The sequence below is a fragment of the Achromobacter sp. 2789STDY5608621 genome, from assembly GCF_001299375.1.
GTDB classification, from domain to species: domain Bacteria; phylum Pseudomonadota; class Gammaproteobacteria; order Burkholderiales; family Burkholderiaceae_B; genus Achromobacter; species Achromobacter insuavis.
The window spans coordinates 106120-120174 of record NZ_CYTU01000010.1 but is presented as its reverse complement, the minus strand read 5'-3'; the positions used below and the strand labels follow the sequence as shown (position 1 = coordinate 120174).

At 70.4% G+C, this 14055-nt stretch carries 12 protein-coding genes; 5 read left to right on the top strand and 7 right to left on the bottom strand.

Annotated features, from left to right (window positions below; translation table 11 throughout):
• The 3 genes from copD to AOZ53_RS12810 all read right to left on the bottom strand — a co-directional run.
• Positions 1 to 827, bottom strand: an 827-nt coding sequence (copD, locus tag AOZ53_RS12820) for a copper homeostasis membrane protein CopD (protein WP_054488123.1), incomplete at its 3' end; no start/stop codon positions are given.
• A 1-nt stretch (position 828) separates the two neighbouring features.
• Positions 829 to 1185: a copper homeostasis periplasmic binding protein CopC gene (gene copC / locus AOZ53_RS12815; RefSeq protein WP_054488056.1), complete on the bottom strand. Its 357-nt coding sequence runs from the start codon at positions 1183 to 1185 to the stop codon at positions 829 to 831.
• A gap of 190 nt (positions 1186 to 1375) precedes the next feature.
• The gene (locus AOZ53_RS12810) at positions 1376 to 1831 is read right to left on the bottom strand and encodes a hypothetical protein (protein WP_156333380.1); all 456 of its coding nucleotides are present in this window, start codon (positions 1829 to 1831) and stop codon (positions 1376 to 1378) included.
• A 148-nt stretch (positions 1832 to 1979) separates the two neighbouring features.
• Here AOZ53_RS12810 and AOZ53_RS12805 point away from each other — a divergent pair, with 148 nt between their 5' ends.
• The gene (locus tag AOZ53_RS12805) at positions 1980 to 2642 is read left to right on the top strand and encodes a ProQ/FinO family protein (RefSeq protein WP_054488053.1); all 663 of its coding nucleotides are present in this window, start codon (positions 1980 to 1982) and stop codon (positions 2640 to 2642) included.
• 90 nt (positions 2643 to 2732) lie between these two features.
• On the opposite strand, the gene AOZ53_RS12800 is transcribed toward AOZ53_RS12805, so the two are convergent.
• Together AOZ53_RS12800 and garD are read right to left on the bottom strand one after the other, a co-directional pair.
• Positions 2733 to 3710, bottom strand: a complete 978-nt coding sequence (locus AOZ53_RS12800; RefSeq protein WP_054474435.1) for a Bug family tripartite tricarboxylate transporter substrate binding protein — start codon at positions 3708 to 3710, stop codon at positions 2733 to 2735.
• Positions 3711 to 3838: 128 nt separating this feature from the next.
• Positions 3839 to 5413, bottom strand: coding sequence for a galactarate dehydratase (garD, locus tag AOZ53_RS12795; RefSeq protein ID WP_054488115.1), 1575 nt, complete (start codon positions 5411 to 5413; stop codon positions 3839 to 3841).
• Between the two features lie 246 nt (positions 5414 to 5659).
• Between garD and kdgD the strand changes: the two genes are divergently transcribed.
• The 3 genes from kdgD (at position 5660) to AOZ53_RS12780 (ending at position 10731) form a co-directional block, all read left to right on the top strand.
• On the top strand, positions 5660 to 6574 hold the full coding sequence (kdgD, locus tag AOZ53_RS12790; RefSeq protein ID WP_054430495.1) for a 5-dehydro-4-deoxyglucarate dehydratase: 915 nt from the start codon (positions 5660 to 5662) through the stop codon (positions 6572 to 6574).
• Between the two features lie 61 nt (positions 6575 to 6635).
• Positions 6636 to 8216, top strand: a complete 1581-nt coding sequence (locus AOZ53_RS12785) for an aldehyde dehydrogenase (NADP(+)) (protein WP_054430496.1) — start codon at positions 6636 to 6638, stop codon at positions 8214 to 8216.
• A gap of 181 nt (positions 8217 to 8397) precedes the next feature.
• Positions 8398 to 10731, top strand: a complete 2334-nt coding sequence (locus AOZ53_RS12780; RefSeq protein ID WP_054488051.1) for a TonB-dependent receptor — start codon at positions 8398 to 8400, stop codon at positions 10729 to 10731.
• On the opposite strand, the gene AOZ53_RS12775 is transcribed toward AOZ53_RS12780, so the two are convergent.
• On the bottom strand, positions 10709 to 12028 hold the full coding sequence (locus tag AOZ53_RS12775) for a sensor histidine kinase (protein WP_054488049.1): 1320 nt from the start codon (positions 12026 to 12028) through the stop codon (positions 10709 to 10711). The two genes, AOZ53_RS12780 and AOZ53_RS12775, sit on opposite strands and share 23 nt — an antisense overlap.
• The gene (locus AOZ53_RS12770) at positions 12021 to 12704 is read right to left on the bottom strand and encodes a response regulator transcription factor (RefSeq protein ID WP_054430499.1); all 684 of its coding nucleotides are present in this window, start codon (positions 12702 to 12704) and stop codon (positions 12021 to 12023) included. The genes AOZ53_RS12775 and AOZ53_RS12770 overlap by 8 nt, the downstream gene beginning before the upstream one ends.
• Positions 12705 to 12918: 214 nt before the next feature.
• Between AOZ53_RS12770 and AOZ53_RS12765 the strand changes: the two genes are divergently transcribed.
• Positions 12919 to 14040 carry an ABC transporter substrate-binding protein gene (locus tag AOZ53_RS12765; protein ID WP_054488048.1) on the top strand — a complete coding sequence of 374 codons (1122 nt, stop codon included), beginning with the start codon at positions 12919 to 12921 and terminating at the stop codon, positions 14038 to 14040.
• The last annotated feature ends 15 nt before the right edge of the window (positions 14041 to 14055 follow it).

Here is a 14055-nt window from a genome sequence, read left to right as displayed (position 1 = left end):
AGCTCCCATAGCGTGTTGCGCCGGATCGCGCGCAACGCCACCACGGGTTGTGTCCGGATGCGCGCGATCCAGCGATAGCGGTTGCGCAGCGCCAGGCCCGTCATCGCCAGCGCCAACAGCGCCTTGACCAGCAACACCTGCACGTAGCCGGAGGCCGGGTCGGGCAACCCGGGGCCGAGAATCAGCGCCGCGTTGGCGACCCCGCTCAACAGCAGCACGGCCACGGCCACATGCCCCCAGGCCGAAAAGCGCAGCAGCGCCCGCGTGGCGTCCCGCCGCCACGCCGGCCGCCGCCAAGCCGCCAGCCACAGCAGGAACACCGGCAGCGATCCCAGCCAGAACGCCGCCGCCAGCACGTGCAGGAAGTCATTCAGCGCGTGCGCCAGCCCCAGCCAGCCCTCGTGCATCGCCGCATGGCCGCTCAAGGCCAGCGGCGCCAGCGCCAGCGCGGCGACCCCGGCGATCAGGCTGGGGCTGCCGGGCCGCAAGCCGAGCACCACGCCCAGCAGCGCCGCCGCGGCCACCGCCCGCACGATCCAGACCTGCCCGTAGCGGGTCTGCAGGATGACCGTGTCGAGCATGTCTTCATCGAACATCGCGTGCCAGTCGCCGGCGATGCTGGCGGCCTGCAACGGCAACAGGCACAGCGTGGCGGCGAGCCCGACGATCCCCGCCAGGCGGAAAACGCGCCGCAGCGCGGCTTCCGTCTCCAGCTCGAGGCGGGGCGAACCGCCCAGGGCCAGCATCGCGCCAGCGCCGAACAACACCGCCACCGCGCCGGCGGCGAGGGCCCGGCACAGCGCGAACGCCAGCAACAACGGGGTCATCTCAAGGCTTGACCGTGAAGGTCCAGGCGCCGTCGGTCTTGTGGCCGTCCTTGGACAGCGCCTGCCATTTGACCGTGTAGGCGCCGGCCGGCAGGGGCTTGGCCACCGGCAGCACCAGCGTCTTGTCGTCACCGGGCGCCGGCGCCGCCTTGGCCGTGACGGCGGGCTTGCCGGCGGCATCCAGCACGGTCAGCGTGGAAAACGCGGGCTCCAGCCCTTCGGAAAAGCTGGCGCTCACCGAGGACGGCGTGGCCACTTCGGCCTTGTCGGCCGGCGTGGCGCGCTGCAGGTGGGCGTGGGCCCAGGCCCATTGCGGGGCCAGGATCAGCGTGGCGGCGATCAGAACGGGTTTGAACATGATGAATCTCCTGAAAAATGGGCGGCGCCGGGCCGCGTGGCGAATAAGAGACGCGCGGCAGGCGCGCGGGAAAGTCGCGGAAGGAATGGCGCACGAGACGGGGCGCGGCAGGCGCCTGGGCCGGGGTCCCGTGTGTGTCACACGACGAGCGAGCCGGGCGAAACCGTGCAGGCGCGGCGCGAAAACGGCATCAGGCCGCGCGCGGCGGGGCCCGTGACTGCTGTGGCAGCCACAGCAGCTCGCCGCGGGGATGCGGCGCGACGTCAATGGCGAAAGGCAACGCCGGCAGCTCGGCCGGCAGGCGCCAGGCGATGCCGGCTGGCGCGGGCGGACAAGCCCCGCCCAGCATGGCGCAGGTCGACGCGCAGCAGTGCGGCAACGGGCCGCCCAGGGCCCCGGCGTCATGGCCGGCCGCGGACGGGCTGGCCGGTGCATCCGGCGCCAACACCACCACGCGCGGACCGCTGGCGGTGCAGAGGATGACGCTGGCGCCATTTCCGGACACCCCCGCGGACGCCGCCGGCGCGGGCGCGCCGAACGCCGCGGAGGCCACCAGCGACTGGAAAACCAGCAACGCCGCCGCCAGCCACGCCACCGCGCGGCGGGCGGCGGCGGACGGGCTTGTAAACGTAACCGGCGTGTGCATCCCCATGGTGGCCACGAGCTTACGACGGCCGCCGGAGGGCCGCAACTTCAATCTGACCCGCTACAACTGTTATGCTCCACGCTTTCAACATTTGAAGTCGCAGCACACCATGGGTCTAGAACAGCTCGCCGCAATCCGAGAACTGCTCGTGAAGCAGGCTCCCGAAGAGGCGGCTTCCAAAAAGAAACCCGCCCGTCCGGCCACCAACGAAGCGGGGTCGCGCAAGCCCTCCGCGCGTCCGTCCGACGATGCGGCTGCCGCCCGGAAGAAACCTGCGCGTTCGCCGGCTGGCGAACGACGCGAGGCGCCGGCGGTCGACCCGGTGCTGATCGCCATTTCGCGGTTGCAACGGCAATTCCCCAAGGCCTTCCCCAAGAAGCCGGCGCCCAAGGTGCCGCTCAAGCTGGGCGTGCTCGAGGATCTGGTGCAACACGCCAAGGCCCTGCAGCTCAGCGCCGACGAGATCAAGCAGGCCGTCAAGACCTGGTGTGACGGCCGCCGCTACTGGGACTGCATGGTCGAGGCCGCCGCGCGCGTGGACCTGAACGGCGAACCCGCCGGCGCCGTCACCGCCAACGAGGCGCAGCACGCCAAGCGCATGGCCTCGCGCCGCCACGCCAAGGCGGGCGGCCGCGGCGGCAAGGGCAATGCGAACAAGGGCAAGCCGGCCGCGGAAGGCGCCAAGCAACCGGCGCAGGCCGAGGCCGCCGCGCCCGCCGATACGTCCGTGGACGCGCCGGTCGACACCTCTGTCGATACCTCGGTGGGCACGCCGGCCCAGGCGCCGTCGGATACGCAGACGGCCGACTGATCGAGGCATTCCAAAAAAAGCGGACCGTGCGGCGCCAGGCGCTTCACGGTCCGCGGTCTTTTGGAGGGCCGGACATGCCGGCCGCCCGCCTCAATCCAGCCGGATATCGGCGCTCTGCACCACCTTGGCCCAGCGCGCCCGCTCGCTGTTGAAGAACTGCGTCAGCTGCGCCGGATCGCGCACTACGATCTCGGCGCCCTGCTCGTTCAGCTGCGATTTCACGTCGGGCTGGTTGACGATCTGGCCCATCAGCGTGGCCAGCAGGCTGGCGGTCTTGTCGGTGGTGGTGACGGGCGCCATCACGCCCTGCCAGGTGCCGGACTCGAAGCCCGCCACGCCCTGCTCCGAAATCGTCGGGATGTCGGCCACCAGCTGCATGCGTTCCTTCTTCGAGATCGCGATCGCGCGCAGCTTGCCGCCCTTGATGTGCGGCAGCGTCGCCAGCAGGCCGTTCATGATGACCTGGGTCTGGCCGCCGATGGTGTCCGTCACCGCCTGCGAACCGCCCTTGTAGGGCACGTATTCCCATTGCGCGCCGGTGGCCTGCTGCACCGCCACGGCCGCCAGGTGCGGCGCGCTGCCGATGGCGGTGACGGCGAAGTTCAGACGCTGCTTCTTCGACAGCGCCACCAGCTCCGGCACGGTCCTGGCGGGCACATCCGGATGCACCGCCAGCACGTGCGGCGAATAGGCCAGCATGCCGACCGCGCGCAGGTCCCTGGACGGATCGAAGCTGAGCTTGGTGTAGACCGACGGGCTGATCGCCAGCGCGCCGACGTCGCACAGCAGCACCGTATGGCCCTCCTGCGCCGACTGCACCACGATGCCGGCGCCCAGGTTGCCGTTGGCGCCGGGCTTGTTCTCGACCACCACCGTCTGCTTGAGCGCCTCGGCCAGGCGCGGCGCGATCACGCGCGCGATGATGTCCGACGAACCGCCGGGCGGATACGGCACCACGATGCGCACCGGCCGCGTCGGCCATGCATCCGCCTGGGCCCAGGCCGGCGTCAGGCGCGCCAGTCCCAGCGCGGCGGCGCCGGCCAGCAGGTGCCTTCTGTTTGAATCCATGTTGTCTCCGTTGTCGTTGTAAGTAGAGTGTCCGGGCCGGCCGCGGCAGGCCCGGTCCAGCCCCCGGCGTCGCGCGCCGGGGTGCCGCTTGCGTCGGCTCCGCCGCCGGCGGACCCGAGGGAAAGGCGTCAGGTCACCGGACCCGGGTTGAACAGCGCCAGGGCGTTGTGCAGCTTGAGCGCCTCGGCACAGGTCTGGCGCCGGCCGCTGGCCACGTCCAGCATCAGGCGGAACAGCTCCCAGCCCACGTCCTCGATGCTGGCCTGGCCGGTGGCGATGCGGCCGGCGTCCACATCCATCAGGTCGTGCCAGCGCCGCGCCAGGTCGCTGCGCGTGGCGACCTTGATCACCGGCACCTGCGCCAGCCCATAAGGCGTGCCGCGGCCGGTCGTGAAGATGTGCAGGTTCATGCCCGCCGCCAGCTGCAGCGTGCCGCAGATGAAATCGCTGGCCGGCGTGGCCGCGAAGATCAGGCCCTTGCGCGTCAGCCGTTCGCCCGGCGACAGCACGCCGTCGATATTGGACGTGCCGGACTTGATGATCGACCCCATCGCCTTCTCGACGATGTTGGACAGGCCGCCCTTCTTGTTGCCCGGGCTTGTGTTGGCGCTGCGGTCGGCGCTGCCGCGTTGCAGGTATTCGTCGTACCAGGCCATTTCGCGCACCAGCGCCTGCGCCACTTCCGGCGTGGCGGCGCGCGCGGTCAACTGGTCGATGCCGTCGCGCACCTCGGTGTTTTCCGAGAACATCACGGTGCCGCCGGCGCGCACCACCAGGTCGGCCGCGAAGCCGACCGCCGGATTGGCCGTCACGCCCGAGAACGCGTCGCTGCCGCCGCACTGCACGCCCACCACCAGCTCGGACACCGGACAGGTTTCGCGGCGGCGCTGGTCCAGGATCCGCAGATGGCGCTCGGCGGTGCGCATGATGTTGGCGATCATGGACTCGAAGCCCACGTGTTCGTCGTCCTGCAGCACGATGGTATCGACGCCGCCGTCCGCCGCCATGCCCTCGCCAGCGCGGATCGGGATCGCGCCGGGCGCCAGCAGGCGCTCGGGCTGCAGTTTCTCGCACCCCAGGCTCACCACCATCGCGGTGCCGCCGAAGTTGGGATTGCGGGCAATGTTGTGCAGCGTGCGCACCGGAATCGCCGCGCCCGGCGCGTCGATGGCGACGCCGCAGCCATAGGTGTGCTCAATGCCCACCACCCCGTCGACATTGGGATAGCGCGGCAACAGCTCGCGGCGGATGCGCTCGACCGCGTGTTCGACCACGCCCTGCACGCATTGCACCGTGGTGCTGATCGCCAGGATATTGCGCGTGCCGACGGTGCCGTCGGCATTGCGGTAACCCTCGAACGTGTGGCCCTCCAGCGGTGGCAGCGGCGCGCGCTTGCGCGTGCCGACCGGCAGGTCCTGCAGCGTGCGCGCGGCGGGCATGGTGGTGACGCGCTCATTGACCCAGCTGCCGCGCGGCAGGTCGCGCGCGGCGTAGCCCACGATGACGTTGTAGCGGCGCACCGGCTCGCCCTGCGCCAGGTCGCGCAGCGCCACCTTGTGGCCTTGCGGCACGGCCTCGACCAGCGTCAGGCCGTCGGGCAGCGCGGCGCCGGCCGCCAGGCCGCCGTCATTGGCCACGATGGCGACGTTGTCCTCGGGGTGAATCTTGATCAGCACGGGCGCTGGGCCAGCCGCGGGCAGCATGGTGAAATCCTCTGCGAAAGTGGCGTCGCGGTAGGCGGCGCGCGATACGTTATCGTACAACTTCAACGATTATGCGTTGGACCGGGATTGCCCCGCATTGCGGATTTCCCCAATGTTCTCCCGGAATGCCTGAGGGAACGGGTTGAATGGAGGAAAATCATGTTGTACGATGACGTACCTATTCAACAGAATTCGCACGGCAGGTACGCCTGCCTGCGGTCACCCGCCACTTACGGAAACCCGCCCATGACCACGCCGCAGGAGCTCAAGGCCATCGTCTCGGAAGGACTGCTCTCCTTCCCCGTGACCGATTTCGACGCGCAAGGCAATTTCAACGCCAAGACCTACGCCCAGCGCCTGGAATGGCTGGCCCCCTATGGCGCCACCGCCCTGTTCGCCGCCGGTGGCACCGGCGAGTTCTTCTCGCTGGCCCCCGATGAGTATTCGGATGTCATCCGCACCGCCGTCACCACTTGCGCCGGCAAGGTGCCGATCCTGGCCGGCGCCGGCGGCCCCACCCGCCTGGCCATCGCCTACGCCCAGGAGGCCGAGCGCCTGGGCGCCAAGGGCGTGCTGCTGCTGCCGCACTACCTGACCGAAGCCTCCCAGCAAGGCATCGCCGATCACGTCGAACAGGTCTGCAAGTCCGTCAAGATCGGCGTCATCGTCTACAACCGCGCCCAGTCGCGCCTGTCGGCCGACCACCTGGCCCGGCTGGCCGAGCGCTGCCCCAACCTGATCGGCTTCAAGGACGGCGTCGGCGACATCGAAGCCATGGTCCGCATCCGCCGCAAGCTGGGCGACCGCTTCTCCTACCTGGGCGGCCTGCCCACCGCCGAGGTCTATGCCGCCGCCTACCGCGCGCTCGGCGTGCCGGTGTATTCGTCGGCCGTCTTCAACTTCGTGCCCAAGACCGCGATGCAGTTCTACCGCGCCATCGCCGCCAATGACCACGACACCACCAACCGCCTGCTCGACGAGTTCTTCCTGCCCTACCTCGAGATCCGCAACCGCTGCGCCGGCTACGCCGTCAGCATCGTCAAGGCCGGCGCCAAACTGGTCGGCCACGATGCCGGCCCGGTGCGCGCGCCGCTGACCGACCTGCGTCCCGAGGAACTGGACATGCTCGACGCCCTGATCCGCAAGCTCGGCCCCCAATAGGCCCGCGACGCGCCACACCTGTTCGCCCCCGTTCCGGGGGCGTTTTCATTCGGAGAGATTCATGACCTTGACCGGCAATATGTTGATCGGCGCCCAGGCCGTAAAGGGCGCCGGCGCCCCGCTGCACGCCATCGACCCGGCCCGCGGCGAACCGCTGCAACCCGGTTTCTGCGCCGGCACCGCCGAGGACGTGGCGCGCGCCGCGGAACTGGCCGCCGCCGCGTTCGACCCCTACCGCGCCGCGCCGCTCGAGACCCGCGCGCAATTCCTCGAAAGCATCGCCGAAGGCATCCTGGCGCTGGGCGACGCGCTGATCGAACGCACCCACCTGGAAACCGGCCTGCCGCTGGCCCGCCTGCAGGGCGAGCGCGGCCGCACGGTCGGCCAGCTGCGCCTGTTCGCGCGCGTGGTGCGCGACGGCTACTTCCTGGACGCCACCGTCGACCCCGCCCAACCCGACCGCCAGCCGCTGCCGCGCGCCGATCTGCGCCTGGCCAACGTGCCGCTGGGCCCGGTGGCCGTATTCGGCGCCAGCAACTTCCCGCTGGCGTTCTCGGTGGCGGGCGGCGATACCGCGTCGGCGCTGGCCGCCGGCTGCCCGGTGATCGTCAAGGCCCACAACGCCCATCCCGGCACCTCCGAAATGGTGGGCCGCGTGATCCAGCAAGCGGTGGCCAAGCACGGCCTGCCCGAAGGCGTGTTTTCGCTGCTGTTCGGCGCCGGCAACGAGATCGGCACCGCGCTGGCGACGCACCCGGCCATCACCGCGGTCGGCTTCACCGGCTCGCGCCGCGGCGGCCTGGCCCTGGTGGCGGCCGCCAACGCGCGCCCGGTGCCGATCCCGGTGTATGCCGAGATGTCCAGCATCAACCCCGTCTTCCTGCTGCCCGCCGCCCTGGAAGCGCGCGCCGAGACCATCGCCAAGGGCTTCGTCGAATCGCTGGTCATGGGCGTGGGCCAGTTCTGCACCAACCCCGGCCTGGTGATCGGCATCGAAGGCCCGGCGCTGGAGCGCTTCCGCCAGGCCGCCGGCCAGGCGGTGCAGGCCAAGGGCGCCGCCACCATGCTGACCCCCGGTATCTTCTCGGCCTACGCGCAAGGCGAACAGGCCCTGGCCGGCCACGCCAGCGTCGCCACGCTGGGACGCGGCGAAGCCTCGCGGCCCGCCGCCAACGCCGCCGGCCCCGCCGTCTTCGGCACCGACGCCACCCGCTTCCTGGCCTCGCCCGAGCTGGAGGCCGAAGTGTTCGGCCCCGCCTCGCTGGTGGTGGCATGCCGCGACGCCGCGCAGATGCGCGCGGTGGCCGAGCACCTGGAAGGCCAGCTGACCGCGACCCTGTTCGTGGACGACGCCGACGCCGACGTCGCGCGCGGTCTGCTGCCGGTGCTCGAACGCAAGGCCGGCCGGATCCTGGCCAACGGCTATCCCACCGGCGTCGAAGTCAGCCATGCGATGGTGCACGGCGGCCCGTTCCCGGCCACCTCCAATCCCGCCTCGACCTCGGTCGGCGCCACCGCCATCCGCCGTTTCCTGCGTCCGGTCTGCTACCAGGACCTGCCCGACGCGCTGCTGCCCGACGGCCTCAAGCGCGCCAATCCGCTCGGCCTGCCGCGCATGACCGACGGCGTGCTGTCGGCCTGACGGCACGCCCACGGGACGGCGGCGCCGGCGCCGCCGTTCATTCACCCCTGCCTCGGTCCGATTTACCGACCCCGCGCCTCTCCGGGTGGGGGGCCGGCGCCACACGCCTTAACGAGATCTTGAGATGGGCCTTCCTAGAATCGCTAACGATTCTCATTGGCACTTTTCCTGGAACCCGACGATGGCGCAGTACAAACCCTCTCATCCCGGCGCGATGGCGCTCAAGACCCTGGGCGTGGCGCTTGGCGCCGCCGCCAGCGCGCAGGCGCAACCCGCCAACGACAACGCCACGGTGCTGGCGCCGGTGACGGTGCAGGCCGACAGCCCCGCGCCCTACAAGACGGAACGGGTGCAATCCGGCAAGTTCACCGAGCCGCTCCTGAACACCCCGCAGAGCATCACCGTGGTGCCCCGCGAGGTGCTGGAGGAACAACAGGCCCAGAGCCTGCAGGACGTGCTGCGCAACGTTCCCGGCATCACCTTCAGCTCCGGCGAGGGCAACCTGGGCTGGGGCGACATGTTCACCATCCGCGGCTTCTCGGCGGAACAGAGCATCACCGTGGACGGCATCCGCGACGCCGGCATGTCCAGCCGCACCGACATCTTCAACCTGGAGCGCGCCGAGGTCTTCAAGGGCACCGGCTCGATCGAGTCCGGCGTCTCCGCGGTAGGCGGCAGCGTCAACCTGGTCAGCAAGGAAGCCCGGCTGGGCTCGTTCTACAAGGCGTCCGGCGGCCTGGGCACCGACCACTACCGCCGCATCACGGCCGACCTCAACCAGGAACTGACCGACAGCTCGGCGCTGCGCATCAATCTGATGCGCCACCACAACGGCGTGGCCGAGCGCGACGTGACCGAGTTCGACCGCTCCGGCATGGCGGCCTCGCTGGCGATGGGGCTGGGCACGCCCACCCGCGTCACCCTGAACTACCTGCACCAGGAAGACAACAACATTCCCGACGGCGGCGTGCCGATCCAGCGCGGCACCGGCGGCCAGCGCATGCCGAACGTGTCGCGCAACGCCTGGTACGGCGATCCGTCGCTGTACACCGAACAGACCCGCACCGACCAGGCCACCCTGAAGGCGGAACACGATTTCAACGACCGCGTGCGCCTGTCCAACATCAGCCGCTGGGAACAGACCGACCGCATCGGCGTGCTGTCGCCGGCGCGCCTGAACAGCACCTCGCGCACCTCCTACGGCTACGCCGGCGCCGGACCGCTGGTCAACAGCGCTGACGGCATCCCCTCGTACAGCGGCTATGTGCCGCTGGACAACCCCAGCCCCTATGGCCAGCTGCGCGGCAACGACTTCGGCACCTCCAAGCGCTACACCATCCTGGCCAACCAGACCAACCTGAGCCTGGATTTCCAGACCGGCGCCATCAAGCACCAGCTGGTGACCGGTGTGGAGTTCTACAAGGAAACCTACGGCGACCACGAACGCACCATCAAGGCGCCGTCGACCAACCCGACCTTCGACCTGCGCAACAACGGCGGCGTCGACATGGGCGGGGTCGACACGGTCAAGGGCGCCGACGGCAACCGCGCCGAGGTCTTCAACACCGGCCTGTACGTGGGCGACACGCTGACGCTGACGCCGCAATGGCTGCTGCAGGGCGCGCTGCGCTATGACCGGTTCCGCGTCACGCAGGTCACCGGCTCCGCCGGCAAGCACAGCACCAACCGGGTCGAGGACGGCGCCTGGAGCGGCCGCCTGGGCGTGACCTACAAGCCGGCGCCCGAAGCCAGCCTCTACGCCGCCTACAGCCAGGCCGCGCAGCCATCCGCGCTGGGCGCCTCGACCAACAACAACATCTACGGCGCCACCGGCGGCGACAGCTACAAGCCGGCGGTGTCCAAGACCTACGAGCTGGGCGGCAAGTGGGACCTGGCCCAGGGCGACCTGTCGCTGACCGGCGCGGTGTTCCGCACCGAGCTGTCCGACTCCTGGGAGTATGGCGACGACGCCACCGACGTGGTGCGCGCGCTGCCCGCCAAGCGGGTCGACGGCATCGAACTGGGGCTGGCCGGCAACCTCACCCCGCGCTGGTCGGCCTTCGCCGGCGTCAGCGCCATGAAGAGCCGCATCACCAAGGGCGCCAACAGCGGCGAGGAAGCCAAGAACGTGCCCGACCTGACGTTCAACCTGTGGACCACCTATGCCGCCACCGACAAGCTGTCGCTGAGCTACGGCGCGCAATACGTGGGCAAGCGGCGCTACACCGACAACAAGTACGTGGGCGGCAAGAACAACAACAGTTCCACCGTGTCGGGCCCGTCCGGCACCCATCCCATCTGGGTGCGCGACGACGAGAAGGCGCCGTCCTACTGGCTGCACTCGGTCGCCGCGCGCTACCGCGTCGACAAGTCGCTGACCCTGGGCATGAACGTGGAGAACCTGTTCAACAAGTTCTACTACAGCCGCGTCGGCGCCTCGCTCGACGGCTTCCAGCTCTATGGCGTGCCGGGCGCGGGCCGCACCGTGACCTTCACGGCCGACCTGTCGTTCTGAGGTCCACCCGGAACACGCTGCCCTGCCCTGGCGCCGACCGCAGCGAGACGCGCCAGCCCTGGTGCTCGCAGATGCGCCGCACCAGGGACAGGCCCAGCCCCAGGTTGCCGGCATCGGGCTGCGCGCCGCGCACGAACGGGCTGAAGACGGCTTCCTGCCGTTCCAGCGGGATGCCCGGGCCGTCGTCAGCCACCTGCAGGTAGTCGGGGCCGGCGCTGATCGTGACCCGCGCGCCGGGGCCGGCGTACTGCAGCGAGTTGCGGATCAGGTTGGACAGCAGCGCGCGCAGCAAGGGCGCGGGATAACGCGGCGCGTCGGCCTCTCCGGCCGCCGCCGGCGCATCGCCTGGACCCGCCATGCTCGCCTGCGCCGGCGCTTCGAGCACCAGCGACATGCCACGCCGTTGCGCCATCGCGCTCCAGGCCGCCAACTGTTCGCGCGCCGCGCCGCCGGCGCTGTCGCGCGCGAACTGGTCGCCGGCATCGCGGCCGCGCGCCAGCATCAGGTAGGTGTCGAGCCGTTCCCCCATGTCGGCCGCGGCCGCGGCGATGCGCCGCACGCGGGCGCTGCCGTCGGCGTCCAGGCCGGGCTCGTCCAGCAGCAGCTCGCAGGAGCTGGAAATCACCATCAGCGGCGTGCGCAGTTCATGGCCGACGTCGGCCGTGAACAGCTGTTCGCGCCGCAACGCCTGTTCGAGCTGGTTGTAGGTGGCGTCGAAGGCGTCCGCCAGCCGGCCGATCTCGTCCGGCGGATAGTCCGCCGCCAGGCGGGTCTGGGGCGGCTGCGCGCCGCGCGCCGTGACCTGCGCCGCCAGCCGCGCCAGCGGCCGCAGCATGCGCCGGGTCGCCAGCGTGCCCAGCACGAACGCCAGCACCAGGCCGCCGGCCAGGCCGCTGACCACGGTCCAGTGCGAAGTGGACTGGTTGCGTTCGTACTCGGTGTAGTCGCGCAGCAGCATGTAGCGCTGGCCGTCCTTGTCGTCCACCATCACGTGCCAGACGCGGCCGTCGCGCTCGATCTTGTGAAAGCCCGGCGCCAGCCCGCGCAGCCATTGCGGAAACGCCGCGCCGCCCGGTTCGCCGTGGAAGAACCGGTGCGGCCGGCCCGGGTCGATGCCGGCCAGGAAGTCGCTGCGGACGCGCTCGACCGCCATGCCCATGTCGATGCGCTGCAGGTGGACTTCGAGCGTGTTCACGCTCCAGATCGAGACCCAGGTCAGCACGCCGCCGACCAGCAGCGCCAGCAGCAGGTAGGTGCGCACCAGATAGCGCGCCAGCCCGCGCCGCGCGCTACGCATCGTCAACGGCCCGCAACTGGTAGCCGATGCCATGCACGGTGTGCAGCAGCGGCGTGGCGAACGGCTTGTCCACCACCTGGCGGATCTGGTGGATATGGGTGCGCAGGCTGTCGCTGTCCGGCGGCGAATCGCGCCACAGCGCCTCTTCGAGCCGGCCGCGGTGCACCACCGCGGGACTGGCGCGCATCAGCAGCATCAGCAGTTGCAGCGGCGACGGCGGCAGCCGCAGCGCCTGCCCGCCGCGCGCCAGCGCCAGCGTGCCGGTATCCAGCGTCAGGTCGCCGACCCGCAGCACCCGCGCCGCGCCGGCGCCGCTGGCGCGGTGCAGCAGCGCCTTGGCGCGCGCGGCCAGCTCAGCCAGGGCGAACGGTTTGACCAGGTAGTCGTCGGCGCCGGCGTCGAACCCCGTCAACCGGTTGTCCAGGGTATCGCGCGCGGTCACCATGATGACCGGGGTATCGCAGCCGGCCTCGGTGCGCAGCCGCCGGCACAGGTCATAGCCGTCCAGCCGCGGCAGCATCAGGTCCAGCACGATCAGGTCGAAGCCGCCCTCGGCCGCCATGGCGTAGCCGCGCAGCCCGTCCTCGGCGCAGTCGACGATGTAGCCGCGGCGCGTCAGGTGGTGCGTGATGTTGGCGAGGATATCGGGGTCGTCTTCGATGACAAGAACGCGCATGGGGCGGAGCCGGGAATGGAAATCAATCTCAGATTGTAAGCGCGACCGCGATCCGGCCACGCACGCGAACCGTTTCGCGGCGGGGCCGCCACAGCCTGGCGAGCGTCTTAACGAATTCTTGAACCCCGATGGCGGAGACTGCCTGCCGATAGGAATGGTTCGCGTTACCCGCAAGCCCGCGGGGCGTGTCGTGGCCACTGGATCGGGATCTCCCATGCGTTTGAAAATCATGTTCCGCGCGGCGCTGGCCGCCACCGCCCTGCTCTGCGCCCTGCCCGGCGCCCAGGCCCGCCAGGTGACCGACCTGGCCGGCCGCGTCGTCACCGTGCCCGATCATCCGCAGCGGGTGCTGCTGGGCGAAGGCCGCTTCGTCTTCGCCATGGCGCTGCTGGATCGCGCCGACCCGGTGGCGCGCGTGGTCGGCTGGCAGGGCGAACTCAAGCAGCAGGATCCCTATTCCTGGCAACAACTGATCAAGCGCTTCCCCAAGGCGGCCGACGTGCCGCTGATCGGCACCACCTCGGAAGCCAGCGTCAGCCCGGAGAAGATCGTCTCGCTCAAGCCGGACGTGGCCATCTTCAGCCTGAGCGGCCATGGCCCGGGCCGCAACAACCCGATGATCGCGTCGCTGCAGCAGGCCGGCATCCCGGTCGTGTTCATCGACTTCCGCCAGCATCCGGTCAAGAACACCGTGCCCAGCCTGCGCATCCTGGGCCAGGCGCTCGACCGCCCGGAACAGGCCGAGCGCTACATCGCCTTCTATGAGTCGCACCTGGCCAAGGTTCGCGAGCTGGTGCAGCCGGTGCCGCAGGCCGAGCGTCCGCGCGCATTCGTCGAGATGCTGGCCGGCGTCTGGCCCGCCTGCTGCCACACCACCGGCAACGGCAGTTTCGGCGACCTGCTGGAAGCCGCCGGCGGCGTCAACGTCGCCGCCCCGGTGCTGCCGGGCGCGATCGGCGACGTCAGCATGGAGTTCCTGCTCAAGGCCCAGCCGCAGGTCTACATCGCCACCGGCAGCCGCTCCGACCCCGGCCGCCCAGGCCTGCTGGTCGGCCCCGGCGCCGCGGCCGAGGTCTCCGCCGCCAGCCTGTCCACCGTGCTGCAACGCGACGGCATCCGCGACCTGGACGCGGTCAAGCGCGGCCGCGCCTTCGGCATCTGGCACGCGTTCTACAACTCGCCCTACAACGTCGCGGCGATCGAAGCGATGGCCAAGTGGCTGTACCCCGAACGCGCCGCCGCGCTGGACCCGGACGCCACGCTGGCCACGCTGTACCGCGACTTCCTCGACGTGGACGGCGCCGGCACCTACTGGACCGCACCCTCCGCCCGTTGATGGCAAGCAGGCACG